This window comes from Streptomyces sp. NPDC053493, assembly GCF_044544825.1.
Taxonomy (GTDB): domain Bacteria; phylum Actinomycetota; class Actinomycetes; order Streptomycetales; family Streptomycetaceae; genus Streptomyces.
On record NZ_JBITXS010000002.1, the window covers coordinates 925,542 to 950,596 of the forward strand.

Sequence of the window (25,055 nt, forward strand, 5' to 3'; positions counted from 1 at the left end):
CGTCTGAGCCCGCGTACGAGGTCCTACATGGCACAACGCCGAACTGCACCCCGCATCGCGGCGGTCCCGCCCGGTGAGGGCGGTCTGCGGCGGCTGCTGGCCGGACTCACCGCCGTACGGGACGGGGATCTGTCGGTCCGGCTGCCCGAGGGCCCCGGTGGCGTCCTCGGCGAGATCGCCACGGTCTACAACGACATGGTCGACCAGCTGTCCCTGCTCACCTCCGAGGTGACCCGCGTCGCCGGCGAGGTCGGCGGGCAGGGCCTGCTCGGCGGCCGGGTGCGCGAGCCGCGGGCGCGCGGGGTGTGGCAGGAGCTCACGACCGGCGTCAACACGATGGCCGACAACCTCACCTCGCAGGTCCGCTCCATCGCCCAGGTCGCGACCGCCGTCGCCCGCGGCGACCTCACCCAGAAGATCCGGGTGGACGCGCGCGGCGAGATCCTGGGCCTGAAGGAGACCATCAACACGATGGTCGACCGGCTGTCCTCGTTCGCCGAGGAGGTCACCCGGGTGGCCCGCGAGGTCGGTACGGAGGGCAAGCTGGGCGGCCAGGCCACGGTGCACGGCGTGTCCGGCACCTGGAAGGACCTCACCGACAACGTCAACTCCATGGCCGACAACCTGACCAACCAGGTGCGCAACATCGCCCAGGTCACCACCTCCGTGGCGCAGGGCGACCTGACCAGCCGGATCGACGTGTCGGCCCGCGGCGAGATCCTCGAACTCAAGACCACGATCAACACGATGGTCGACCAGCTGTCGTCCTTCGCGGCCGAGGTGACCCGGGTGGCCCGGGAAGTGGGCACGGAGGGCAAGCTGGGCGGCCAAGCCGAGGTCGAGGGCGTGTCCGGCACGTGGGCGCGGCTGACGGAGAACGTCAACGAACTGGCCGGGAACCTGACCCGGCAGGTGCGGGCGATCGCCGAGGTCACCAGCGCCGTCGCGGAGGGCGACCTCACCCGCTCGATCACCGTGGACGCGCCGGGCGAGGTCGGCGAGCTGCGCGACAACATCAACTCGATGGTCGAGTCGCTGCGGGCCACCACCCGGGCCAACGAGGAGCAGGACTGGCTGCAGACGAACCTGGCCCGGATCACGGCGCTGCTCCAGGGCACCCGCGGGGTGTCCGAGATCGCCGAGCTGATCATGGTGGAGGTGCCGCCGCTGGTCTCGGCGCAGTACGGCGCGTTCTTCGTGGTCGAGGAGGACGTCACGGGTCCCGTCCTGGTGCGGGCCGCCTCGTACGGCCTGCCGGTGGCGCTGGACGACGCCGCCGTGAGCGAGCCGACGCGGGTCGAGCCGACCGGTCCGCCGCGCCGCTTCGGGCTCGGCGAGGGCCTGGTCGGGCAGGCGGCCCGGGACCGGCGCACCCTGCTCGTGGACCCGGTGCCGGCCGGCTACGCCACGATCTCCTCGGCCGTGGGCACCGGCGACCCGGCCGCGCTGATCGTCCTGCCGATCGTGGTCGAGGACCAGGTCCTCGGCGCGGTCGAACTCGCCTCGCTCCAGCCGTTCGGCGCCCTGCAGCGCGACTTCCTCGACCGCTTCGTCACCAGCGCCGGCGCCGTGCTCAGCTCGCTGCTGGCCAATCTGCGCACCGACGACCTGCTCGCCCAGTCCCGCAGTCTCGCCGACGAACTGCGCTCGCGCACGCAGGAGTTGCAGGCCCGGCAGCGCGAGCTCCAGCGCTCCAACGCCGAACTCCAGGAGAAGGCGGCGCTGCTGGCCGAGCGCAACAAGGACATCGAGTCGAAGAACCGGGTCATCGAGCAGGCCCGGCAGGAACTGGAGGCGCGGGCCCAGCAGTTGTCGCGTACCTCCATGTACAAGTCCGAGTTCCTCGCCAACATGAGCCACGAGCTGCGCACTCCGCTCAACAGTCTGCTCATCCTGGCCCGGCTGCTCGCCCAGAACGCCGAGGGGAATCTGACGGAGAAGCAGGTCGACTACGCGGAGGTCATCCACTCGGCCGGATCCGACCTGCTCCAGCTGATCAACGACATCCTCGACCTGTCGAAGGTGGAGGCGGGCAAGATGGAGGTGCGGCGCGAGCCGTTCGCGCTGTCGCAGCTCCTGGAGTATCTGGACGCCACCTTCGGCCCGGTCGCCGACGAGCGGGGCCTGGACTTCACGGTCACGGTGGCCCCGGACGTACCGGCGTATCTCACCACCGACGAGGGCCGCCTGCGGCAGGTGCTGCGCAATCTGCTGTCGAACGCGCTGAAGTTCACCGGGCAGGGCGGGGTGACGCTGACGGTCGAGCACACACCGCAGGACGAGGTCCCGGCCACGCTGCGGGACGGCCGGCCCGTGCTCGCCTTCCGGGTCGCCGACACCGGTGTCGGCATCGCGGCCGACCGGCTGCGGAACATCTTCGACGCGTTCCAGCAGGGCGACGGCACCACCGCGCGCGAATACGGCGGCACCGGCCTCGGCCTGTCCATCAGCCGCGAGGTGGCCTCGCTCCTGGGCGGCACCATCGAGGTCCAGAGCACACCGGGCGAGGGCAGCCGCTTCACGTTCCTGCTGCCCGAACGGCCGACGCCGCGCGACGAGTCCGACGGCAGGACGACGGCCGAGAGAGCGGCGGACCTGGCGGCCGGGGAGGACGAGGCCGCCGGAGCGGGAGCGGGAGCCGGGGTGGTAGTGGGTACGGGCGCGGGCACCGGGGCGGTCGTGGAGGCGTCGTCCTACGGCGAGCCCGCCGCCGGGGCGCCGCGGCCGCCCACCACGGTCCTGGTCGTGGACGACGACGACCGGAACGTCTACGCCCTCACCGAGGTCCTGGAGAGCCACGGACTGCGGGTCCTGACGGCCGACGGCGGCAGCCGCGCCATCGAACTGCTCACCAGCCGCGACGACATCGGCCTCGTCCTGATGGACGTGATGATGGCGGGCATGGACGGCTACGCCACGATCGAGGAGATCCGGCGGCTGCCGGGCCTCGCCGCCCTGCCGGTGGTCGTCGTCACCGCGAAGGCCATGCCGGGCGACCGGGACCGGGCACTCGAGGCGGGCGCCGACGACTACCTCGCCAAGCCGGTGGACGAGAGGGAGCTCATGGTCAAGGTCCTCCGCAGACTGGCCAGTTGACCAAGACCGCTCCGGCCTCTCCACCTCTCCGACCCCTCCGGGCTCCGGCCACGCGCCGGGGGCCGGCCTGCGCCCCGGGGAAGTTGCCGGGCGCAGGCCGCGGGGCCGGTGCTCGTCGCCGCGGGGCCGCTGCTCGGCACCGACATGCGAGCCGGTCGCGGCACCGCACCGCCGCCCGGCGCAGGACGCGTCCTCGGCTCAGGCGTCCGGCCCGGCACCCGCTCCCTCGGAGCCCTCGGAGCCGGTCTCCGCGGCGTCCGCCCGTACCGGGTCGACGCGGACCGCCACGAGGCTCGTGTCGTCGTCCGTGTCGCCCATCGCCGTACCGAGCAGTCCGTCCACGAGCCGCTCCGGGCTCCCGGACCAGGCGAGCCGCCCCGCGGCCTCGACGAGCCGGGCGAGCCCCGCGCCCAGGCCCTCGTGGCGCCGCTCCACCAGGCCGTCGGTGTAGAGCAACAGCGTGTCACCCGGCCGGAGTTCGGTGCGCCGCTCCTCGTACGTGTACGAGGGCACCGCGCCGAGCAGCACGTCCTGCGGCGGTTCGAGCAGCCGGCCGCGGCCGTTGCGGATCAGCAGCAGCGGCAGGTGGCCGGCGCTCGACCAGACCAGCTCGCCGTTCCCGGGGTCGTACAACGCGCAGACGGCGGTGGCGGTGGACCCGCCGCCGGTGCGCAGGGTCACCTCGTTGAGCCAGCTCATCAGCTGCCGGGGCGGGCGTCCGGTGAAGGCGAGCGCCCGCTGCGCGTTGCGCAGGGCGACCATGCCGGTGACGGAGTCGATGCCGTGCCCGGCGATGTCGCCGACGGCCACCAGGACCTTGCCGCTCGGCAGCGGCAGCACGTCGTACCAGTCGCCGCCGACCTGGTACACCTCGGCCGCCGGCCGGTAGCGGGCGGCCACGGTGAGGCCGCCGGGCAGCTCGCGCAGGGCCGTCACCTCGGGGACGATGGCCTGCTGGAGCTGGAGGGCGGTCTGGTGGTGCAGCTGCGCCTGGCCCTGGATCGCGGTGAGGTGGTCGAAGGTCGCGGTCAGCGCGAGTTCGGTGCGCCGGGTCGCGGACACGTCCTGGTAGACACCGGCCAGGCCGGTGACCGTGTCTCCTTCGAGCAGCGGCTCGGCGGCCACCCGCACATGGCGCACGGACCCGTCGGGAAGCACGGTCCGCAGCACCGTCTGGGCGCCGCGCCGGCGTTCGGTGAGCGTCATCAGCAGCTCGGTCAGGGCCTCGCCGTCCTCCCGGTGGATCCGGCCGCGCAGCGCGAGCAGCGGGACCGGCGGCTCGTCGCGCGGCACACCGAAGATCCCGTACGCCTGCTCCGACCAGACCGTGTCGCCGCCGGTCAGGCTGTCCTGGAAGGTGGCGACGCTCTGGAGGCGTGAGACGGCGCGGGCGGCGGCGACGACGGGATCGCCGGTGGTGTGCCACAGGACCACGGCCCGGTCCGCTCCGGCGGGCACGACGCGTACGTCGAGGAGCGGCCCGGGCTCGCCGGCGGGCGGGCCGGTCGGCAGCCGGGCGGCGTGCTGCGGGTGATGGGTGTGCCGGGCGCGCCGTACGAGACGGGTGAGCTCCGCGTGGACGTGCGGGAAGACCCGGTGCAGGGACCGGTCCTCGGCGGGCAGGGCGCCGCCGAGGGCCGCGACGGCGGCCTCGTTGGCGTGTTCCAGGACCGGGGTGCCGGAGACGTGACTGGTGCGCAGCAGGGCCGCGGGATGGGCGAGCGCGTCTAGGACGTCGACGAGGACGGGCACGCCGGGCTCCTCGGCGTCCGGCAGGTCGAGGACCGCGACGGCCACCTCCGTCAGGCCGGCGACGGCGCGGCGCAGGACGAGGTCGAACTCCACGGGGCCGGGCCAGCCGACCAGCGCCACGCCGATCGTCCCGCCGCGCCGCCGCAGCGGCAGCACCGCGCGGGCGGCGCCGGGCCGGGAGCCCGGCAGTGACTCGGGGTCCTCCGGGCCGGCGCCCAGCCACACCGGGCCGTCGCCGTTCCGGGCCCCGCGGAGCGGCTCCGGGGCGCCCGGCGGGATCGACCACCAGGCCGCGGCCTCCGCCGCTCCGACGCCGGCGTGCCCGGCGAGGCGCAGACATCCGGCGTCGGCGCGCCGCCACAGCCACAGGCTGTCCGCGCCGAGCGGCGCGAGCCCGCCCTCCAGGAGCGTGCGGGCCGCCTCGCCCACGTCGTCCGCGGTCTCGGCGGCGGCGGCCGTACGGCGCAGCCGGCGGTCCAGGGCTGGCGCGAAGGCGTTCGTGGCGGCGGGAGCGGCGGGCGGGACCTGGTAGAGGGTGCCGTTGCGGTGGTTCTCGTACGGGATGTCGTCGCGGGCCGTGTCGGCGGCGTCGCCCGGTGAGAGGAACGGGTCGCCGGGCGTGACGATCGCGTTCACGACGTCGGCCGCGAGGTCCTCCTGGGACAGGCCGGTCGCCCGCGCGAGGGCGGTGAGGTGCTCGCTCGCGTCGGCGGTGGAGACGCCCAGCTGGGCGGCGAGCACACCGGTGGCGAGGTCGAGCAGATGCCGGCGGGCGAACTCGGCCCGCAGCCGTCTGTTCTCGGCCGCGAGCCCCGCGAATCCGGACTCGGGCCAGGCGGCGCCCACGGCGGACGTCTCTGCGGTGGCCTCGTTCGAAGACCCGGCGGGCGGACCGGCACGCGCGCCCGAGGGCTCTGCAGAACCGCTCAAGACGACCTCCGACCTCCGCCAGAACGCGGCCCCCGCCCCCACCGAATTTTACTCGCGCGCCTGCCCTGCGGCCCGGCACGCGACGGGGGCCGGCGGGAGGCCGGCGCTCCGGCCGGGGGCGCCGGGAGCGCCCGGGAACCGCGTGCATGGTGGTCGGCTTGCGGGCACGCGGTGGGCGTCGGCGGGGCGCTGGCCCGCGCGCCCAGGGCGCCGGGCGGGCCCGGGAAGCGCGTGCGTGGTGGTCCGCCTTGCGGGCACCCTGCGGGGGCGCCGGCGAGGCGCCGGCCCTCCCGCCAGGGGGCGCCGGGAGGGCCCAGGAATTGCGTACGTGGTGGACCACCCTGCGGGCAGCCGGCGGGGGCTGGCGGGGCGCTGGGAGCGCCCGGGAACCGCGGCCGTGGGGGTCCGCCCTGCGGGCACGCGGTGGGCGCCGGCGGGGCGCCGACCCTCCCGCCCGGGGGCGCCGGGAGGGCCCGGGAACCGCCCCCCGTGGGGGCGCGCTTCGCGGGCACGCGGTGGGCGCCGGCGGGGCGCCGGCCCTCCCGCCCGGGGGCGCCGGGAGAGCCCGGGTACCGCGTGCGTGGTGGTCCGCCCTGCGGGCACGCGGCCGGCGCCGGCGGGGCGCCGGCCCTCCCGCCCGGAGGCCCGGAGCGCCTGGGCCCCGCGGGCGGTGACGGTCCGCCCTTGCGGGCACGCCGCCGTGTCGCGGCGCCCAGGCGCGGAAGCGCCGTGAACGGGCCGCGCACTGTCGGGCTCGCCCGCGTCCGGCCCAGCCGCGGCACACCGGGCACCGCGCCGACTCGTCCACACCGGGCACGGCCCGGCCCCGCTACCGCGGGGGCGCAATCGGCCCGCCCGGCCGGCGCGCCAACCAGCCCCCGTCGCAGGTCGGCGATGGGGTCCACCGCCGACCCGCGACGGGGCTGGGTGCTGTCTGGGCGGCGAGCCCCCGGGGCTCGGCCATCGGCGCCCGGCCCGGGCGGCGCGGCCTTGCGCTGGCCGCAGCGCGCTGCCCGTCAGGTGCCGGCCGGCGCACGGCGGCGCGTGGAGGACACGCGTTGGCGCGTCCCTCGGCCAGATCGTACGGATCCGCCGGTCCGGTCGATGTGCCACCCGCGGTTCACCTGGACGGCTTCCGGGCGCCATCCGTGTCTCATCCAGGGCGATCAGCATCCCGGCCATGACCACCGCCACCGCCACCGCCCCTCGCGCGTTCCGCGCCGCGTCCGCCGCCTCGGCGGCCGTCGCCCTCGCCGCCTCCGTCGTGCTCCTCGCCCATGCCACGCCCGCGGTCGCGGCCGGCAACGCCGTCCCGACGTACGAGGTGAAGATCAACCTCACCTCGGCGGCCCTGGACGCCGGCCACGCGCCGAGCGCGGCCGTCCGCTCGGCGTTCGGCATCACCGGGTCGGCCAAGCCGCGCGCGTACGGCTTCTACGACACCGACGCGCGGGCGCTCGACGCCGAGGGCTGGAGCGTGCGGCTGCGGCACAAGGACGGCTCCTCGTTCGAGGAGACGTACAAGAAGCGCTTCCCCGTGGCGAACGGGGACATCGACGCGGCCCTGGACGCCGCCAACGACGCCGGCTTCGACAGCGGCGACACCAACTACGACGCCGAGGTCGACTGGGGCTACGCCAAGCAGACCCTCAGCTTCAGCAACGAGAAGAGCCACAGCTCCAAGGGCTACTCCGGCACCGCGATGCCGACGAGCGGCACCGGCCGCACCTGGCTGGTCAACGACGTGCCCGGCAAGCTGGCGGACTGGGGCTCCGCGGGCTGGGGCAGGAGCACGCTCCAGGCCTCGCGCCTGCACGGGCCGGTCAACGCCTCGGTGTACGGCGGCGCTTGGGGTGCCTCCGATGACGCGAGCATCGAGGTGCTGCCGGTCGTCGGTGCGGGCGGCACGGGCACCGAGTACGTGGTCGAGCTGTCCTTCAAGACCGACTCGTACGCGGACGCCGCCGACCTGCACCAGGACGCCGTCGCCGTCGCCGAGGCCAACGGCTGGCTGTACCACGGCGACATCCTCAAGACCCAGCTGATCCTCGACCGCTACTGACCGACGAACCGCCGGCGACCGAGCCCCGACCGCCCCCCGACAACGACCACCCCGCACCGCCGACCTCCCCAACCTGCTCTTCCCTCCCTGGAGTTCTCATGAACCCGCGCCTGTTCCGGCGCCCGGCCGCCGTCGTCCTGCCGCTGTCCGCCGCGCTCGCCCTGACCGCCGCCGCCTGGCCGGCGTCCGGCGCGCCCGCGCCCTCGCACGGCACCACACCCTCGCACGGCACCGCGCCCGGCCACTCCCCCACCCGCGTGGTCTCCACGGCCACCCTGCCCGACATCCCGCTCGCCGCGTTCAGCAACCGGCTGCTGCCGGGCAGCGTCGCCGACGACCGCGGGGTCGACCTGGGCGGCATCGGCAGCGACCTGTACCCGGCCGAGCGGCCCGGCGAGTACTGGACCGTCACCGACCGCGGCCCCAACGGCCAGATCGCCGTCGGCAAGGACAAGCGCCGCACCTTCCCCGTGCCCGGCTTCGACCCGGCGATCGTGAAGATCCGTGCCGTCGGCGGCCGCCTCGAGGTCCTCGACGCCGTTCCGATCACCACCGCCTCCGGCGCTCCGGTGACCGGGCTGCCCAACCAGCCGGGCCGCGACGAGGCCCCGTACACCTACGACGCCGCGACCCCGCTCCCGTACGATCCCAACGGCCTGGACACCGAGGGCCTGGTGCGCGACCGCGACGGCAGCTTCTGGCTCGTGGACGAGTACGGGCCGTCGCTGGTGCACGTCTCCGCGCGCGGCCGGGTGCTCGCCCGGCACGTGCCGAAGGGGCTGGGCCTGACCGGCGCCGACTATCCGGTGGTCGAGTCGCTGCCGGCGCTCTACCTCAAGCGGAAGGTCAACCGCGGCTTCGAGGGACTCGCGCTGCTGCCCGACGGCGACCTCGTCATGGCGCTGCAGAGCCCGCTGCTCCATCCCGACAAGCAGAGCGGCGAGGAGTCCCGTACCACCCGCCTGCTGCGTTTCTCGCCGCGCGCGGGGCGGGTGACCGCCGAGTACGCGTACCGCTTCGACCCGGTCGGTGTCGTCGAGCCGGGCCAGACGAAGACCTCCGAGCTGAAGATCTCGGCGCTCGTCGCGCTGGGCGGCGACCGGCTGCTCGTGGAGGAGCGCACCGACAAGGCGGCCCGGCTCTACGAGATCCGGCTGCGCCGCGGCTCGGACATCCTGGGCTCCGCCTGGGGCGACCCGGCCACGACTCCGTCCCTGGAGCAGCTGGCGGATCCGGCGGCCGCGGGCGTCCCGGTGCCGGCGAAGCGGCTGGTGGTCGACCTGGGCGCGGTCGAGGGCGTGCCCGGGAAGATCGAGGGCGTGACGGTCGAGGGCCGGCGGACCCTGGTGCTGCTCAACGACAACGACTTCGGGATGACCGACGGCAGCGGCGCCTTCGACGCGAGCGGCCGGCTCGTGGACAGCGGCATCGAGACCCGGCTGGTCCGGGTCCGTCTGGACCGTCCGGTGCGCTGACGGAAACCCGGCGGGTGAGGTGCGCGACGGCGCTCCGCCGCGCACCCTTCCCCTACCACCGGTAACTTCCTTGCTCGCCGCGGCCATTGACCGGCGCGGCGCTTGGGCCTACCTTCCTCGACAGTCCAGAAAGGACTATGGAGGGAAGCGGGGGCCGCCATGGGGCGCGCGACAGGAGCACGGACGCGGTGGGGCCGGATCGCCGCCGTCACCGTCACGGTGGTGGTCTGCCTCGGCTACGCCCCGATCGCGATGACCGAGCTGTGGCCGTACGCCCGCCCCGGCGCGCCGGCGCTCGGCGAGTGGCTGCTCGGCCGGGCGGTGTCGCCGGAGTTCGTGGCCGACGCCGTCCGCGACCGGACGGGACCGTACACCCGCAGCCTCGTCCCGCTGATCGTGCACTCGGTGCTCGGCGGGCTGCTGATGCTGCTCGGGCCGGCGCAGCTGCTGTCCGCGGTCCGGCGGAGGATCCGGCTGCACCGCGCCGCCGGGATCGCGTACGCCGCCGTCGTGTACGTGTCGATGGCCGGCGCCGCGGTCTATCTGGCCCGCACCCCGCCCGGCGAGGCCTTCAGCGGCGCCGCGTTCTGGATCGTTCTCGCCACCATCCTCACCGGCACCGTCCTCGCCGTGACCTTCGGCATCCTCACCGCCGTCACCGGCCTGCCCGACCTGCACCAGCGGTGGATGCTGCTCGGCTACGGCTACCTCATGACCGCGCCACTGCTGCGCCTCGAATGGGGCGCGCTGCCCGCCCTCTACCCGGGACTCGACCTCCAGGCCGTCAACCGGGTCGCCCTCATGCACCTCGGCGCCCTCGTCGTCCTCGGCGCGCTGCTCGCCTCCCGCGCCCTCGACCGGCGGGCCGACCACCCCTTCGTGACCGGCGGCTGGTGCCCGGCCCCGGTCCTGGCCGGCGCGCATCTCGCCGCCGTCGCGGGCCTCCTCTGGCTGGGCCGCGGCTTCCTGGAGCACGGCCCCGAGGGGCGCCGGCTGCTGCTCGCCCACCTCGTCCCGTACGTCGTGATCGCGGCCGTCCTGCACCTCGGCGCCGCGCGGGCGGCGCGGCGCGGCGCCGGCTGGGCGCGCGAGGAGTGGCGCACGCACCTGGTGGCGCTGTGCCTGGCGCCCGCGCTCGCGGCCGGCACGGAGGTGGTGTGCGAACGCGCCCTGGGCCTCGACCCGCTGACGGCGCTGGTCGCCGGGGCGGGCATCAGCTCCGGCTTCCTGGCCTTCGCCGCGAACGTCGTCCTCAGCCTGCGGGTGCTGCACGGGCGGGAGGCGGCGCGCCGCAGGTCGGCCCCGGCCGTCGCGACGACGAGCTCGACGGCCACCACCGCCGCTTCGACCGCCACCACCGCCCCGTAGCGATGCGTAGACCTGCGTAGACCTGCGTAGAGAGGGAGCCCTCATGGAGAGCACACCGGCCCCGGCCCCGGCTGGCGGCGGGCGCGAACTCGCCGCCGGCGTGGTCGTGTTGAGCACGGCCGTGGCCCTGATCAGCGTCGGCGTCGGCGCCCTGCTCGTGATCGCCGCCGTCACCGGCCACGCCGCCGGCCCCTGGGTCTCGCCGGAGGCGCTGAGCCCCGGCCTGCTCGGCGCGGCGATGGCCGGCACGGCGCCCGCGCTGCTCACCGTGGGCCGGGCCGGGACCTGGGAGGAGGTCCGCTCCCTGGTCTGGCCGCTCGTCGTGGTCCTCGTCGGGTTGTTCACGGTGTCGCTGGTCAACGGCGGCGAACTGCGGATCGCGACCGGCGGGCCGATCTTCCTCGTCCTGTTCAGCCTGGGCTGGGTGGCGACGCTCGGACTGCTGGCGGCCGGGGCGGTGGTGTGCGTGGCGCTGCAGTACCGCCGGCCGGCCGGGCCACGCACCGACGCGGGAGCCGGAGTCGCAGCGGGGGCGGGAACGGGGGCCGGTCCCGGAGCCGGGGCGGGCCCCAGGGCCGGAGTCGGAGCGGCGGCCGGAGTCGGGGCCGTCGGGCGCACGGCGCCGCTGCCCGGCTGGGCGAAGCCCCTCCTCGCGCTGCTCGGCGCGGGCTGGTTCGGCGTCGGCGCGGGACTGCTGGCCGCCCCGGACTTCTGGGGCCCGCTCGTGCCGTGGGAGGTGAGCCGGGCCGACGCGCAGGGCCTCGGCGTATGGGCGCTCGCCCTGGGCGTCGGCGTCCTCGGCGCGCTCGCCGAGGACGACCTGGCCCGGATCCGGCCCGCACTGCTCGCCGTACCGGTGGTCTCGCTCGCCGTCGCCGTCCTCCTCGCCGTCCACGCCTCGGCCGTCGACTGGTCCTCCGGACCAGCGCTGTGCCTGGTCGGGCTCGTCACCGGACTCCTGGCGACCGGCGTCTCGGGCCGGCTCCTGTGGGCCCGGCACCGCTCCGCGGCGGCCGCCGCCGACGCGTCATGAGGGGCTGACGATCAGCCCCACCGCCGCCAGGACGCCCGCCGCCAAGGACAGCAGCGCCATCCGTCGCATGTTGCGCAGGTAGCTCTTGCGGCGCCGGAGCTCCTTGCGGACGGTCGCCAGCGTCCCCATGTGCACGCGCCGGGTGTTCTCGGGGTCGTGGACCAGCGGATACCGGTGGCCGACCACATGGGCCGGGCCCCGTATCGCCCCCTTCTCATGCCGGGCGATCCCGCCGCCCGGCGTCGTGAACTCGTACGCCACATGCGCGTAGCCCCGGTTGCCGAACGGCACCAGCGTCACCAGCCGCGCCTGCACCTCGACGCCGGATTCACTCAGCTCCTTCATCTCCTTCAGTCCACGCCGGTCACCGGACATCAGCATCAGGCCGAAGAGGCAGCCGGGCACGGACGCGAGGAGGAAACAGACGAGCACTGCGGTCACCAGATTCACAGGCGGACGGTACGACACCGCCCGCCCCGGCCGAAACCCCATGGCCCCTTCACACACCTGAAGTTCACGCCTTACGATCACGCGCATGCCGATCCCTTCGCCCGTACCTGTCCTCCAGGGTGAACGGGGCACCGAACTCCGCTCCACCGGCGAGGAACTGCTGCTGCGCCGCCCGGATGCCGAGCTGCGCATCCCGTACGCCGCGATCGCGCGCGTCCACGCGGAGCGGCGTCGCGTCTCGGTCGAGCTGACCGCCCCGGCGGCGGCCCGGCCGACCGTGTACCGGATCGCGGACGTGAGCGCGGCCGCCGCCGTGGTCTTCGCCGACGCCGTGAACGCCGAGCTGCCCGAGCGCGCCGCGGGCGAGACGGTGGACGGCGCCACGCTCGTCGTCACCCGGAATCTGGTCGTCGATGACGACGCGGCTGAGGAAACGGACAACGAGGACGACGTACCCGTCGGACTGCCGTCCTGGAACGCGGGGCCGACATACGCCTGCTACGGCGTGGTTGCCGCCCTTGCCGTCGTCGTCGGGCTGGCCGACGGCAACTGGGCCCGGGGCATCGCGACGCTGCTGCTCGGAGAGTTCGGCGTGGGTGCCACCCTGTTCGCCCTGGCGCTGGCCGTCCTGGTGGGGAAAGACCTGTACCTGCCCCGCTACGGCATCGTCGTCGCCGCGCAGCAGGTCTTCCGGGACGGCGACACCACCAACGCCTTCACTGCCACCGACGGCGTGACCCGTCACATCATCGGCCACGACAAGGGCAGGCCCGTCCGCGTCGCCTATCATCCGCGGAACCCGATGAACGCCGTCGTCCTCAGCACCGGAACGCGCGGCAAGGTGGGCGAAGTGGTGCTTCTCGTGGTCGTGTTGGCCCTCACGGGGCTGGTCGACTACGGGGTGTACCGGCTCGCGGTCCCCGCGTTCCTCTGACGGCGTTCCCGGCACTCACCCAGGCGTACGCGCTGCCCCTGGCGTGTACGGTCGCGGCATGTCTGAAGTCCGGTTGACCACGCCCTCGTTCCTGGTGCTCGGCATCATCGGCACACTGGGCGAGGCCAGTCCGTACGACGTGAAGGTCGAGGCGGCCCGTACCGTCGCGCCGTTCTGGTCGATGCCGCACGCCCAGGTGTACGCGCAGTGCGACCGGCTCCTGGAGGCCGGTCTGCTGGCCGAGGTGCGGCGCGAGGGCGGCCGCGGCCGGCGGCTCCTACGGGTCACGGAGGAGGGCTCGCGGGCGCTGCGCGGCTGGCTGGAGGATCCCGCCTTCGTGCCCGTCGAGGCCCGCGAACGCAGCATCCTCAAGCTCTGGTTCGGCGCCAGCCCCGGCGTCCACGCGCCGGTCCAGATCGCCGAGCACGGCCGCACCCTGGAGGAGTACGAGGGCCTCGCGGCCACGGTCGGCGAACTCCTCACCCGCGGCCAGCGCGAGGCGCTGGAGTTCGGCATCCGCTACGAGCGGATGATGGTCGACTTCTGGCGGTGGGTGGCCGAGCGGGAGCCGGACGGGACGCGCGAGGGCGCCTGACGAACCGGGCCGGTCGGGTCCGGTCCCGTCCGGTCAGGTCCGGTCCGGTCCGGTCAGGTGCTGTCCGTGAGGTGGCCGGACGGCGCGGGAGACATAACCGTTCGACAGCGCGCCCCGGCACCGGCAGAGTGGCCGACGTGACGAGCAGTGAGTTGTGGAGCCGCGCGACCGCCGACCGCTACGACGCCGAGGAGACCGAGATGTCCTCGGCCGCCGTCCTCGGGCCGACCCTCGCCTTCCTCGCCGAGCTCGCCGGAGACGGCCGGGCCCTGGAGTTCGCCGTCGGGACCGGGCGCGTGGGCGTCCCGCTCCGGGAGCGCGGCGTGCCGGTCGTGGGCATCGAACTGTCCGAGCACATGGCAGCCGTGCTGCGGCGTAAGGTCGACGCGCACACACTGCCCGTGACCATCGGGGACATGGCCACCACCGTCGTCCCCGGCGCCTTCAGCCTGGTCTATCTCGTCTACAACACGCTCTCGAACCTGCTCACGCAGGACGAGCAGGTCGAGTGCTTCCGCAACGCCGCGCGCCACCTGGAGCCCGGTGGCCGGTTCGTCGTCGAGCTGGGCGTGCCGCCGCTGCGGTTCCTGCCGCCCGGCCAGGTCGCGGTGCCGTTCGACGTCTCCGAGCGGCATCTCGGCTTCGACACCTTCGACCTCGTCGAGCAGATCCTCGTCTCCCACCACCTGACCCGCGACGGGGACGGCACCGGCGACGCCCACACCGATGCCGGCCGCTACCGCCGGACCTGCTCCCGGCACCGGTACGCCTGGCCGGCCGAACTCGACCTGATGGCACGGATCGCCGGCCTCGAGCTCGAGCGCCGGGTCGCGGACTGGGACGGGACGCCGTTCACCGAGGACTCCGGCAAGCACATCTCCGTGTGGCGCAAGCCGGCCTGAGCCGCAGCCGTCCGCCCGCCGTCCGCCCCGACCCCCGGCCGTCGAGCCGTCGAGCCGTCGGAACTCCGGTCTCAGGCGCCGGCCGCCGCCTCGGCCAGGACGCGGGCGAGTGCGCGGGGCCGCGTGCTCATCGGCCAATGGCCCGAGTCGAGGTCCACGTAGTCGAGGTGCTTCGCCCGGGCGAGCTCCGGGCTCTCGCCGCCTGCGATCCACTCCTTCGCCTGGGCCGGTGTGAACTCCGGGCACACGAGCAGCACGGGGACGTCGAAGCGGCGCTCGTCGGTCAGCCGTACGGTCCCCCGGGCGACGCCCTCCGGGACCGCGATCGCGGCGGAGGCGAAGCGCTGACGGGCCTCCTCGTCCAGGTCCGCGGCGTCCGGGCCCTCGAACGGGCCCCAGCCCGGGAAGGGCATGACGCCGTCCTCGATCGCGAAGAAGTCGGCGTAGGCGCGCCCGTCGTGCGCCGGGAAACCGCCGACCAGCGCCACACCGGCGACCTTCTCGGGCCGGGCGTCGGCGGCCAGCCAGGCCAGCGTGGCCGCGGCGGAGTGCCCGACGACGAGCGTCCGGCCGGGCGCCGCGTCCACGGCCTCGAGCACGGCCTTCACCTGGTCGTCGAGGGTGGCGGAGACGTCTCCGTCGCCCTGACCTGGGAGGGCGACCGGCACGGGCCGGTGGCCGAGGGAACGGAGTTCAGTCCCGACGTCGTCCCACGCGGACGCGTCGAGCCACAGCCCGGCGATGAGCAGGATGTCCACGGTCGGTCCTCCCGGAGATGGTGCGAGGTGGTGTCCAGGCTCACGCACGCTATCGGGAGGGTCTGACAACGGCCGCCCGCCGCCCGGGCGTCGAAGGGCGCGGGCGCGCCACGGCGGTTCAGCGGCCGGTGCGGCGGCTGAGCGGCCGGCGCGGGCGGTGCGGCGCCCGGCGGGTCGGTTCAGGCGCCGGCCGCCCTCGCCGCGGCGACGAAGGCGCGGACACGCTCGTGGTCCTTGACTCCGGGCGCCGACTCGACGCCGCTGGAGACGTCGACGCCCCAGGGCCTGGCCTGTTCGACGGCCTCGGCGACGTTGTCGGGAGCGAGGCCGCCGGCGAGGAGCCACTTCCCGTCGGGGCGGGCCGCGTCGAGCAGGGACAGGTCCCAGCGGGCACCCGAGCCCGCACGCGGCGAGTCGAGGAGCAGGACCTCCTCGCCGTGGGCACCGACGCGGGTGTCGGGACGCTCCTTGAGGGAGGTGGCCCGCCACAGGCGCGGAAAGACGCGGGCGGCGGCGGCGAACTCGGCCGCCCCGTAGGCGCCGCCGTGCAGCTGGAGCGCGTCGACGTCCAGATCACGGGCGAGCGCGGCGGCCTCGGCTGCCGGGGTGTCGTTGACGACGAGGACCGACAGCACGTGGGCGGGCGTGTGGGCGCGGGCGTGGGCGGCGAGCCGTACGGCCACGTCCCGGTCGAGACCGCGGACGCTGGTCCCGCTGACGACCAGGCCGACCGCGTCGGCCCCGGCCTGGGCGGCCACGTCGATGTCGGCGGGCGTGGCGAGCCCACACACCTTGACGAACACTGTCTCTCCTCGCCTCTCCTCGGGCCCCGGCTCACCCGGCCGTCCGACCGCTGCTCCCCTGGTCCCCGTGCTGCCGTGGGCCCCGTCGACCCCGTGGTCCTGGCCCCGTGGTCCTGGCCTGATCCTATGCGGCGGCGCACGTAGGCTGTCCGGATGCGTGGATTGCTGTCGCGCCTGTCCGAACTGGACGCGGGCATGGGTGACGCCGTGCGGATCATCGCCTTCTTCGACGAGCTGGTGAGCCGCGGGGCCTCGCCCGACATGCTCGTACGGTCCGCGGCGGCGCTCGCCGAGTGTCCCGTCGGGCTTGTGGACCTGCGCGGCGGGCCACGGCTGCGGTACGGGCCGGACGGCGAGGTTCCGCCGGAGGACGACCGGCCCGATCCGGCGCCGACCGGACTGCCGGCGGCATCGGCGGTGTGCGTGGACGGCCGGCTGGTCGGGCCGGTGCTGCGGGACGGCGCCGTGACGGGGCTGGTCTGGCTGGAGCGCACGGCGATGAGCGCGGGCACGGGCGAGGACGCGGGCTGGAACGGGGACGCGGGCGGGAACGGAGGCGCGGGCGGGGACGCGTACGGTCCGGACGAGGAGCTGCTCGTGGAGCGGCTCGCCCACGCCGCCGCCGTCGTCCTGGAACGCGTACGGCCCCGGACGGCTGCTCCTGCCGGGCCCGCGTCCCTGGCGGCGCTGGTCGCGCGGAGCACCGGCGACGAGGAGCGGGCGACGACCCTGCGCGGGCTCGGTCTTGCCGCGGAGCGCACGGTGACGCTGCTCGCGGTGCGGTCGGCGGGGCCGCTGCCCGAGACCCTGACCCGCCTGGCCGGGCCGGGCGGCCTGGCCGGTTCGTCGGCGCCGTGTCGTAGCACCGTCCTGGGAGACGTGGGCCTGCTGCTCGTCACCGGCGCCGCCCCGGCCGGCCTCGGGCCCGACGCGGATCCGGGCTGCGTCGATCCGGCCTTGGCCGGCGTACGGATCGGGGTCGGGCCGGCGGTCCCGGCCCTGCGGGCGCACGAGTCGTGGGCGGCGGCCCGGCTCGCGCTGCGGTTCGCGGGCCCGCCGGAGGCGTCGGGTCCCCCGGTCGTCGTGCGTCACGACGGCCTGGGGGCGCTGGCGCTGCTGGCCAGGGTCCCGGCCGGGCTCGTGGCGGCGGACGCGGACGTCGCGGCGGTGGCCCGGCTCGCGGACACGGCGGGCGCGCCGAGCGATCTGACCGTGCTCGCGGCGGTGTGCGGGGCGGCTTCACTGCGGGAGGCGGCGGCCGGGCTGCATCTGCACCACAGTTCGGTCGCGCACCGCGTCCGGCGGATCGAGCGGTCCCTCGGTTACGCGCTCGACTCCCCCGACGGCCGCACCCGGGCGCGGGTGGCCCTGCTGCTGCACCGGCTGCACGGGACCTCCTGAGCGGCCGGGCCGCCCACCCGCCAGGTGGCGGACGGCGGGCCCGGATTCCGCGACGGCGGGCGGATGACGGCCCGCCGGGACCCCGGTGATGATCGACGGGCACGAAGAACCCGGGGCCGCGCGCCCCGACCGAAGAGAGCGACACCGTATGTACATGGACCCGGAACTCGCCGCCGTGGCGACCCTGTTGAGCGATCCGGCGGACCTGGCCGCACCCGAGAAGCGCCGCCGTCTGATGCGGGAGAAGCTGGCCGGTCTCGCGCCCTCCCCGCTGCTCGACCGGGTGTCGGTCGGCGAGCACGGCGCGCCCGGCTTCGCCGGCGGTCCCGACGTGCTGCTGCGGGTCTACCGGCCGAAGGCGGCCGAGGAGCCGCTGCCGGTGCTGCTGTGGTTCCACGACGGGGCGTTCATCGTGGGCGGGGTGGCGTACGAGGACGCGCTGGCCGCCCGGCTCGCCCTGGAGGCGGAGTGCGTGGTGGTGGCCGTGGAGTACCGGCTGGCGCCCGAACACCCGTATCCGGCCGCGGTGCACGACGGCTGGGCGGCGCTGCTGTGGACCCGCGCCCACGCGGACGCCCTGGGCGGCGATCCGGAGCGGATCGGGGTGGGCGGCACGAGCGCCGGCGGCTGCCTGGCGGCGGTGACGGCGCTGCGGGCGCGGCGGCTCGGCGGGCCGCGGCTGGTCCATCAGTTCCTGATCACACCGGTGGTGGACGACCGCCGGGAGACCGGGTCGATGCGGCGGTTCACGGACACGCCGGTCTTCACCGGGCCGGCGGCCGACATCATGTGGGCGAGCTATCTGCCGGAAGGCGCGGACGACGGCTCGGAGGACGTCGCTCCGGCGCGGGCCGAGGACCTGAGCGGGCTGCCGCCGGCGTTCGTCCTGACCGCCGAGCTCGATCCGCTGCGCGACGAGGCGCTCGCGTACGGGCTTCGGCTGCTGCGGGCGGGAGTGAGCACGGAGCTGCACCAAGTGCCGGGCGTCTACCACGCGTTCGACATGGCGGCCCCGCACAGCGCGGTCGCGCGGCGGGCGAGCGGCAATTACGTCGCGGCGCTGAGGGCCGGCCTGCGCGCGTGCCCGGGCGGGGTGCCGGCCTCGTAGGCGTCGTAGGCGTCGTAGTCCTCCTCGGCTGTAGGCCTCCGCGTCCTCTTCGGGGCGTCGGACTAGTCGGCAGCGTCGGTCAGTTCAGGAGGTTTCGGGCGAGGACGTCGAGGGCGGCGGTGACCTCGCGGAGGCGGGCGGGGTCGTCGGCGCCGAGGGCGGCGGCGAGGGCCTGCTCGATGCTCGTGGCGCGGACCTCCGCGACGCGGGCGGACACCTCACCGGCCTGTCGTACGAGGGTGCGGCGGCGGTCGGCCGGGTCCGGGGCGGTCACGACGGAGCCGGCCTCCTTGAGGCGGGCGACCGCGGTGGACACCTGGCTCTGCGGGAGGCCGGTGCGGGCCGCGATCTCGCCGACGGTGGTGTCGGGATGGGCCGCGACGTCACTGGCGACGACCAGGACGAGGCGGGTACCGCCGGCCTGGCGGCCCGCGTCGCCGGGCGGCTCGGGCAGCGCGTCCTCGCCGAGTTTCATCAGCGCGCGGCCCAGCAGGAACAGTTCGACTCCGTTCATGGCGGGAGCATAGACCGAGTCCCATCGAGTCAGATACATCGCAGCCAATGCATCTCGCTCGATACATTTTCTTCGATGCATCTAGACAGATGCATCGGATTGGATGCATCATAGATGTGCAAGGGATCGGCGGAGGGACCGCCGGTCACATCGCGAGGGGGAATCGCCATGTCCGTCACCACCCGTGCCCACGCCCTGACCGTTCCGGGCGCCGTCCTGCACTACCAGGTCAGCGGCTCCGGCCCGCTGCTCCTCGTGTCGCAGAGCGGCGAGGGCGACGCCGACCGCGGCGTCGACCTGGTGGAGCGGCTGACCGACAGCTACACCGTCGTCACCTACGACCGGCGCGGGCTCTCCCGCAGCCGTCTCACCGATCCCGGGCGCGGTGCGAGCATGGCCGATCACGCCGACGACGTGGCCCGGCTGCTCGCCGAACTCACCGACGCGCCGGCCCTGATGCTCGGCTGCAGCATCGGCGCCGTCATCGGCCTGCACACGGCCGTGCGGCACCCCGGGGCCGTCGGCACCCTGATCGCCCACGAGCCGGTCGCTCCCCGTCTGCTGGCGCCCGCCGAGCGGGCTCTCCACCAGGCCGAACTCACGGACATCCAGGAGCTGTACGGCCGCGAGGGCCTGCGCGTCGCGCTGCCGGAGATCGCCCGCTCGCTCGGTATCGACACCTCCGGCCGGAACAGCGAGCCGGATCTGACGCCGGAGCCCTTCGACGCCCGACGCGTGGCCAACTTCGACCGGTTCATACGCCACGACCTCACCGCCCTGGTCGAGGACACCCTCGACCCGGCCGGCCTGCGCGACACCGCCACCCGCATCCTGCCGGCCGTGGGCGGCACCACCCCGCCCGGCGTCTTCGACGTGCGGTGCGCGCACGCGCTCGCCGGCCTCCTCGGCACCGGGACGTACGCCATGCCGGGCGGCCACAACGGCAACACCAGCCACCCTCGCGCCTGGGCCGCCCGCCTGCGCGAACTCCTCGCCGACGCCTAGCGGATGCGCCGCGGAGGTCTCGCCCCGGATGCCCCGCGCGCGGTCTGCGGACGCCCCGCGGGCGCCTCGCGCCGGGCGCGACGCCGGCCGGTTCAGCGGCAGACGACCGTCCGGCGGTCGATCCGCGCCAGCTTCTCCGGGTTGCGGACGACGTAGAGGCCGGTGACGAGGCCGTCGTCGACCCGGAGGGCGAGGACGGAGTCGACCACGCCGTCGAGCCGGACGAGGAGGGCGGGGCGGCCGTTGGCCTCGGCCGGGTGGAGGGTCGCGGTGGCGGCGATGCGGCCGAGGACCTCGGCGACGCGCTCGGCGCCGACGACCGGTTCGAGCGCGGCCCGGACGACACCGCCGCCGTCCGTCAGCAGGACGACGTCCGGTGCGATCAGGTCGAGCAGCCGACGCAGGTCGCCCGTCTCGACGGCCTGCCGGAAGGCCTCCAGGACGTAGCGGGTCTCGGCCGGAGTCACCGACCCGCGCGGGCGGCGGGCGGCGACGTGGGCCCGGGCGCGGTGGGCGATCTGACGGACGGCGGCAGGGCTCTTGCCGACGGCCTCGGCGATCTCGTCGTAGTCCACGGCGAACACCTCGCGCAGCACGAACACCGCCCGCTCGGTGGGCGCGAGGGTCTCCAGGACCAGCATCATCGCCATCGAGACGCTGTCCGCGAGTTCGACGTCCTCCGCGACGTCGGGCGCGGTGAGCAGCGGCTCGGGCAGCCACGGGCCCACATAGGCCTCCTTGCGCCGGGCCAGTGTGCGCAGCCGGGTCAGGGCCTGCCGGGTGGTGATCCGCACCAGATAGGCGCGGGGTTCGCGGACGGCGGCGTGGTCGGAGCCCACCCAGCGCAGCCAGGTCTCCTGGAGCACGTCCTCCGCGTCGGCGGCCGAACCCAGCATCTCGTAGGCGACGGTGAACAGCAGATTGCGATGGGCGACGAACGCCTCGGTCGCCGCCTCGGTGTCCTCTGCCCGCTCTCGGCGTTCGCCGGTCATGGCCCGCTCCTGACTCTTCGCTCCCGGTCGTGTCACGCGCACAGGACACCGCCCGGGCCCGGGGTGTGACAGTCGCGGCCGGTGGTCCTCGTCACACGGGTCCGGCTGTCACGGGAGCCGGGGCGGCGGCGTCTCGTGGTCGTCAGACGCCGGGGGAACGGCCGGGAAGGCCCGGGCGGCGGCGTGCCGGGCTCCGGCCCGGTCCCACCACACAGCTGAGGACACTGTCATGGCATCCCGTTTCAACCTGATGGAGAACGAGCTCGGTGCCCGGTTCGGCAAGCGGTTCGGGGCGGCCTCCATGGTCATCCTGCAGTCGTCGCTGCCGAAGGTCACCCAGGAGCTGGTGTCCCTGCGCGCCAGCCAGATCAACGGCTGCGGCTTCTGCACCGACCTGCACGTCAAGGAGCTGCTGACGGCCGGCGAGACGCCGGAGCGCGTGGGTCTGGTCGCGGCCTGGCGCGAGACCACGGTGTTCACCGCCGCGGAGCGGGCGGCGCTGGCACTGTCCGAGGAGGGCACCCGGCTCGCCGACGCCCACCAGGGCGTGTCGGACGAGACCTGGGCCGAGGTGCGCGAGCACTACGCCGACGACGAGGTCGCCGCGCTGGTCGGCCTGGTCGCCCAGATCAACGCCGCCAACCGGCTGGGCGTGATCCTGCGCAGCCAGGGCGGCTCGTACCGGCCGGGCGTGCACGGCGACCTGTCCGAGTGACGGAGGGCCGCTCGCCAGGCGCCGGCCCCGGGCGTCGCGGGCCCGGCGAGATCGGCGGGTCCTAGGCGCCCTCGGTCTCCTCGGTCTCCTCGGTGAAGTCCGGGGTCCGCTCGTCGTCGAAGGAGTCGGCGGCGTACGGGTGGACGTAGCCGTCGCCGGTGGACGGCGTGAACCAGGTGCCGAAGGCGGGCGCCGCGGTCTCCGTTCCTCGGTCCTCGCCGGTGTCGTCGCCGATGTCGTCGACCGGCGCCCCGCGGACGTGGGCGAGGAAGCGGTCCAGGGCCGCCGAGACGTCGGCGCTCAGGAGTCCGTAGAGGTCGAGGGCCACGTGGGCCTGCTCCATCAGGAAGCGGAGCACGAGGTCCTCGGCCGGGCAGCCGAGCCGGCGGAAGCCACCGTCGGTGAAGCGGGTGGTGAGCGCCACGGCGGTCACCAGGAAGCGGCGGGCGAAGAGTTCGTCGTAGCGGGTGGCGTGGCGGGCGGGGAGCCGGTCGAGGTGCCAGAGGTGGCTCTGGCAGGCGGCGACGTCGGTGTCCTCCTCGGCGAGCGCCTGCACGTCGTCGTACAGCTCGTCGATGAGCACCTCGGAGGCGTGCACGAGGGCGCCGGCGGCGAGTTCGGCGGTGTCGGCGTCCGTGCCGAACACGGCCGGGTCGAAGGAGCGCAGACGTGCGGCCATCGCCCGGATCTCGGCCTCCGGGTCCGGCGCCTCCTCGACGACTCCGGCCGGCAGCTCCCCGGCCGCGCCGTCGGGTCCCCCGTCCGCGCCGCCGCCGGCGCCGGGGCCGGCGGCGTGCCGGGCACGGCGGGCCGCCGGGTCGCTGGGCGGGACGTCCGGCCCGTCGGCGGCGGCCAGGCTCTCCCGGGCGAGGTCGGTGTGGAGTCTGACCTCGCTGCTGAGCACGGTCCATTCGGCGAGGGCGGGCGTCCGGTCCAGGACTTCCTGGGTTACGGCGCCCACCGCGTCCTCGGCGACCTCCAGGGCGGGCGCCGCCACGCTCACCGTCAGTTCGGCGCCGCGCCGGCGGGCGGAGACGGCCACGTCGAAGACGTCGACCTCCACACCGTCGGGCCCTTCGACCCCGGCCACGGAGCCGAAGCCCCGTTCCAGCAGGACGACGGCCCCGACCCGGCCCAGCTCGTCGAGGTCGGGGGCGCCGTCGGGTATGCACGTTTCCACGGTCACGACGTACGTCACGACGGCAAGGGTGCCAGGCCGGGCGGGACGGTTCGAAGGGATTGGGGAATCCGGCGCGTGCGGGCGGCGCCGACCGATCGCATCGCGTCAAGTCCCTGTCAGAGGCGCGTCAGGGGCCTCCCGGGCCGGGCGACGGCGGGCTTAGCGTCGACGACGGCCCCGGCGCGAACGGCGCCGGGCGCGTGTTCCCGGGAGGAACCCATGAACCCCACGCCTTACGGAGACGATCCCGAGCCCTGCGAACAGGTGCCGGCCGGACGGCTCTGCGTGCCCGTCCGGCCGGTCGCCCACGGCTTCGCGGCCCGGCTGTTCCGTACTCCGGTGGGCGGCCGCACGGCGGTCGCCTTCACCACGCCCGAGCGGCTCAGGGCCGTCCTGGGCGCCGACCAGGCCTGGACGGCGCTCGCCGAACCCGCGCTGCGGGCCCTGGTCCACCCGCTGGGCGTCCGGCTGCTCACCGTCGACCCGGCCCTGACCGCCGTGCCGCCGGCACCCGGCCGGCGCCCGCCGCTCCCGCCGAGCCGCCCGCGGCCGGCCACGCTCACCGCCGCCGCGCGGTGACGGGAGCCGCCGCGATGACCGTCTCACCGATCCGGCCGGTCCCGCCCGCCGCCTCCACCGCCGCCCCCAGCGGCTCCTTGTCCGAGGACGGCCCGTCCGTCTGGCCCGCCTCCGCCGTCGAGCGGTCCCGCGGACGGCTGTTCGTCGGCGGCGTCGCCCTCGACGAGCTCGCCGAACGCCACGGCACCCCGCTGTACGTCCTCGACGAGGACGAGGTCCGCCGGCGCTGCCGCGCGTACCGCGAGGCCTTTCCCGGGGCCGAGGTGCACTACGCGGCCAAGGCGTTCCTGTGCCGCGCCCTCGCCCGCTGGGTCGAGGAGGAGGGACTCGGCCTGGACGTGTGCTCGGCCGGCGAGCTGGAGCTCGCCGTCACCACCGGTTTCCCGCCCGAGCGGATCCTGCTGCACGGCAACGCCAAGTCGCCCGAGGACCTGCGGGCCGCGCTGCGGCTCGGCGTCGGCCGGATCGTCATCGACAGTCCGGCCGAGATCGCCCGGATCGCGGCGGCCGTCGGCCCCGGCGCGCAGCAGAAGGTGATGCTGCGGGTCACTCCCGGCATCGGCGCGGGCGGCCACGCCAAGATCCGCACCGGTTCGGACGACCAGAAGTTCGGGCTCTCGCTGCGCGACGGGCACGCCCAGCACGCCCTCGCCCGCATCCTGGACCAGCCACGGCTGCGGCTCACCGGACTGCACTGCCACCTGGGCTCGCAGATCACCGATGTGAAGCCCTATCTGGTGGCGGTGCGCCGGCTGGTCGGGCTGATTGCCCGCACCCGTGACGCGCACGGCGTGGTGCTGACCGAGCTCGACCTGGGCGGCGGCCACGGCATCGCCTACCGGCCCGGCGACCCGGCCCTCGACCCGGCCGTGCTGGCCCGCCGGGTGCGCGCCGAGCTGGCCGAGAGCTGCGCCGGTGCCGGGCTTCCGGTGCCGCGTCTGATCGTGGAACCGGGCCGGGCGGTCGTCGGCCCGGCCGGGATCGCCGTCTATCGCGTCCTCGCGGTCAAGACCACGCCGGAGCGGGTGTTCGTCGCCGTCGACGGCGGCATGAGCGACAACCCGCGCCCGGCGCTGTACGGGGTGCGGTACGCGCCCCGGCTCGTCGGCCGTCACTCCACGGCGGCGCCGATGCGGGCGACGGTCGTGGGCCGTCACTGCGAGGCCGGCGACGTCCTCACCGAGGACGCCCCGCTCCCTTCCGACGTCCGTCCCGGCGACCTGCTCGCCCTGCCGGCCGCCGGCGCCTACCACCTGTCGATGGCCTCCACCTACAACCTGGTCGGCCGGCCTCCGGTCGTCGCCGTCCGCGCCGGTACGAGCCGGGTGCTGGTGCGCCGGGAGACGTTGGACGACCTGCGGGCGCGGGACGTGGGGCTCTGACGGAGGGCCGCGGTCCGGGCC

Annotated in this window: 21 protein-coding genes; 14 read left to right on the forward strand and 7 right to left on the reverse strand. The window is 75.2% G+C overall.

Going from position 1 to position 25,055, the window contains the following annotated elements; genetic code table 11:
* The first annotated feature begins 27 nt into the window (after positions 1-27).
* Positions 28-3,096: a HAMP domain-containing protein gene (locus ACIGO8_RS09945; protein WP_399726637.1), complete on the forward strand. Its 3,069-nt coding sequence runs from the start codon at positions 28-30 to the stop codon at positions 3,094-3,096.
* Positions 3,097-3,294: 198 nt separating this feature from the next.
* On the opposite strand, the gene ACIGO8_RS09950 is transcribed toward ACIGO8_RS09945, so the two are convergent.
* Positions 3,295-5,778 carry a SpoIIE family protein phosphatase gene (locus ACIGO8_RS09950; protein WP_399726640.1) on the reverse strand — a complete coding sequence of 828 codons (2,484 nt, stop codon included), beginning with the start codon at positions 5,776-5,778 and terminating at the stop codon, positions 3,295-3,297.
* 1,180 nt (positions 5,779-6,958) lie between these two features.
* Here ACIGO8_RS09950 and ACIGO8_RS09955 point away from each other — a divergent pair.
* The 4 genes from ACIGO8_RS09955 (at position 6,959) to ACIGO8_RS09970 (ending at position 11,716) form a co-directional block, all read left to right on the forward strand.
* Complete coding sequence (locus tag ACIGO8_RS09955) at positions 6,959-7,840, forward strand: hypothetical protein (protein WP_399726643.1); 882 nt, start codon at positions 6,959-6,961, stop codon at positions 7,838-7,840.
* A 98-nt stretch (positions 7,841-7,938) separates the two neighbouring features.
* On the forward strand, positions 7,939-9,315 hold the full coding sequence (locus tag ACIGO8_RS09960; RefSeq protein ID WP_399726646.1) for an esterase-like activity of phytase family protein: 1,377 nt from the start codon (positions 7,939-7,941) through the stop codon (positions 9,313-9,315).
* A 159-nt stretch (positions 9,316-9,474) separates the two neighbouring features.
* Positions 9,475-10,683, forward strand: a complete 1,209-nt coding sequence (locus tag ACIGO8_RS09965; RefSeq protein ID WP_399726649.1) for a DUF2306 domain-containing protein — start codon at positions 9,475-9,477, stop codon at positions 10,681-10,683.
* Positions 10,684-10,726: 43 nt separating this feature from the next.
* Complete coding sequence (locus ACIGO8_RS09970; RefSeq protein WP_399726652.1) at positions 10,727-11,716, forward strand: hypothetical protein; 990 nt, start codon at positions 10,727-10,729, stop codon at positions 11,714-11,716.
* Here ACIGO8_RS09970 and ACIGO8_RS09975 read toward each other — a convergent pair.
* Positions 11,711-12,166, reverse strand: coding sequence for a DUF3592 domain-containing protein (locus ACIGO8_RS09975; protein WP_399726655.1), 456 nt, complete (start codon positions 12,164-12,166; stop codon positions 11,711-11,713). The two genes, ACIGO8_RS09970 and ACIGO8_RS09975, sit on opposite strands and share 6 nt — an antisense overlap.
* Positions 12,167-12,251: 85 nt before the next feature.
* Between ACIGO8_RS09975 and ACIGO8_RS09980 the strand changes: the two genes are divergently transcribed.
* From ACIGO8_RS09980 to ACIGO8_RS09990, 3 genes are all read left to right on the forward strand, one after another.
* Positions 12,252-13,100, forward strand: coding sequence for a hypothetical protein (locus tag ACIGO8_RS09980; RefSeq protein ID WP_399726657.1), 849 nt, complete (start codon positions 12,252-12,254; stop codon positions 13,098-13,100).
* 58 nt (positions 13,101-13,158) lie between these two features.
* Positions 13,159-13,695 carry a PadR family transcriptional regulator gene (locus tag ACIGO8_RS09985; RefSeq protein WP_399726660.1) on the forward strand — a complete coding sequence of 179 codons (537 nt, stop codon included), beginning with the start codon at positions 13,159-13,161 and terminating at the stop codon, positions 13,693-13,695.
* A 137-nt stretch (positions 13,696-13,832) separates the two neighbouring features.
* A complete protein-coding gene (locus ACIGO8_RS09990) occupies positions 13,833-14,597 on the forward strand; it encodes a class I SAM-dependent DNA methyltransferase (RefSeq protein WP_399726662.1) in 765 nt (254 codons plus the stop codon).
* A 71-nt stretch (positions 14,598-14,668) separates the two neighbouring features.
* Here the strand turns inward: ACIGO8_RS09990 and ACIGO8_RS09995 are convergent, their stop codons facing one another.
* Positions 14,669-15,355 (reverse strand): alpha/beta fold hydrolase, encoded by a 687-nt coding sequence (locus ACIGO8_RS09995; protein ID WP_399726665.1) that lies wholly within the window; start codon positions 15,353-15,355, stop codon positions 14,669-14,671.
* Between the two features lie 179 nt (positions 15,356-15,534).
* Complete coding sequence (locus ACIGO8_RS10000; protein ID WP_399726668.1) at positions 15,535-16,158, reverse strand: phosphoribosylanthranilate isomerase; 624 nt, start codon at positions 16,156-16,158, stop codon at positions 15,535-15,537.
* 153 nt (positions 16,159-16,311) lie between these two features.
* On the opposite strand from ACIGO8_RS10000, the gene ACIGO8_RS10005 reads away from it, so the two are divergent.
* Positions 16,312-17,559: a helix-turn-helix domain-containing protein gene (locus tag ACIGO8_RS10005; RefSeq protein ID WP_399726670.1), complete on the forward strand. Its 1,248-nt coding sequence runs from the start codon at positions 16,312-16,314 to the stop codon at positions 17,557-17,559.
* A gap of 154 nt (positions 17,560-17,713) precedes the next feature.
* The gene (locus ACIGO8_RS10010) at positions 17,714-18,667 is read left to right on the forward strand and encodes an alpha/beta hydrolase (RefSeq protein WP_399726673.1); all 954 of its coding nucleotides are present in this window, start codon (positions 17,714-17,716) and stop codon (positions 18,665-18,667) included.
* Between the two features lie 79 nt (positions 18,668-18,746).
* Here ACIGO8_RS10010 and ACIGO8_RS10015 read toward each other — a convergent pair whose 3' ends face one another.
* Positions 18,747-19,181 (reverse strand): MarR family transcriptional regulator, encoded by a 435-nt coding sequence (locus tag ACIGO8_RS10015; RefSeq protein ID WP_399726676.1) that lies wholly within the window; start codon positions 19,179-19,181, stop codon positions 18,747-18,749.
* 168 nt (positions 19,182-19,349) lie between these two features.
* On the opposite strand from ACIGO8_RS10015, the gene ACIGO8_RS10020 reads away from it, so the two are divergent.
* A complete protein-coding gene (locus ACIGO8_RS10020; RefSeq protein ID WP_399726678.1) occupies positions 19,350-20,186 on the forward strand; it encodes an alpha/beta fold hydrolase in 837 nt (278 codons plus the stop codon).
* 92 nt (positions 20,187-20,278) lie between these two features.
* On the opposite strand, the gene ACIGO8_RS10025 is transcribed toward ACIGO8_RS10020, so the two are convergent.
* The gene (locus ACIGO8_RS10025; protein WP_399726681.1) at positions 20,279-21,178 is read right to left on the reverse strand and encodes an RNA polymerase sigma-70 factor; all 900 of its coding nucleotides are present in this window, start codon (positions 21,176-21,178) and stop codon (positions 20,279-20,281) included.
* A 229-nt stretch (positions 21,179-21,407) separates the two neighbouring features.
* On the opposite strand from ACIGO8_RS10025, the gene ACIGO8_RS10030 reads away from it, so the two are divergent.
* Positions 21,408-21,893 carry a carboxymuconolactone decarboxylase family protein gene (locus ACIGO8_RS10030; protein WP_399726685.1) on the forward strand — a complete coding sequence of 162 codons (486 nt, stop codon included), beginning with the start codon at positions 21,408-21,410 and terminating at the stop codon, positions 21,891-21,893.
* Between the two features lie 61 nt (positions 21,894-21,954).
* On the opposite strand, the gene ACIGO8_RS10035 is transcribed toward ACIGO8_RS10030, so the two are convergent.
* Positions 21,955-23,091 carry a hypothetical protein gene (locus tag ACIGO8_RS10035; RefSeq protein ID WP_399726688.1) on the reverse strand — a complete coding sequence of 379 codons (1,137 nt, stop codon included), beginning with the start codon at positions 23,089-23,091 and terminating at the stop codon, positions 21,955-21,957.
* A gap of 201 nt (positions 23,092-23,292) precedes the next feature.
* Here ACIGO8_RS10035 and ACIGO8_RS10040 point away from each other — a divergent pair, with 201 nt between their 5' ends.
* Both ACIGO8_RS10040 and lysA read left to right on the forward strand, forming a co-directional pair.
* Positions 23,293-23,652, forward strand: coding sequence for an SAV_915 family protein (locus ACIGO8_RS10040; RefSeq protein ID WP_399726690.1), 360 nt, complete (start codon positions 23,293-23,295; stop codon positions 23,650-23,652).
* A gap of 14 nt (positions 23,653-23,666) precedes the next feature.
* Positions 23,667-25,034 carry a diaminopimelate decarboxylase gene (lysA, locus tag ACIGO8_RS10045; RefSeq protein ID WP_399726693.1) on the forward strand — a complete coding sequence of 456 codons (1,368 nt, stop codon included), beginning with the start codon at positions 23,667-23,669 and terminating at the stop codon, positions 25,032-25,034.
* The last annotated feature ends 21 nt before the right edge of the window (positions 25,035-25,055 follow it).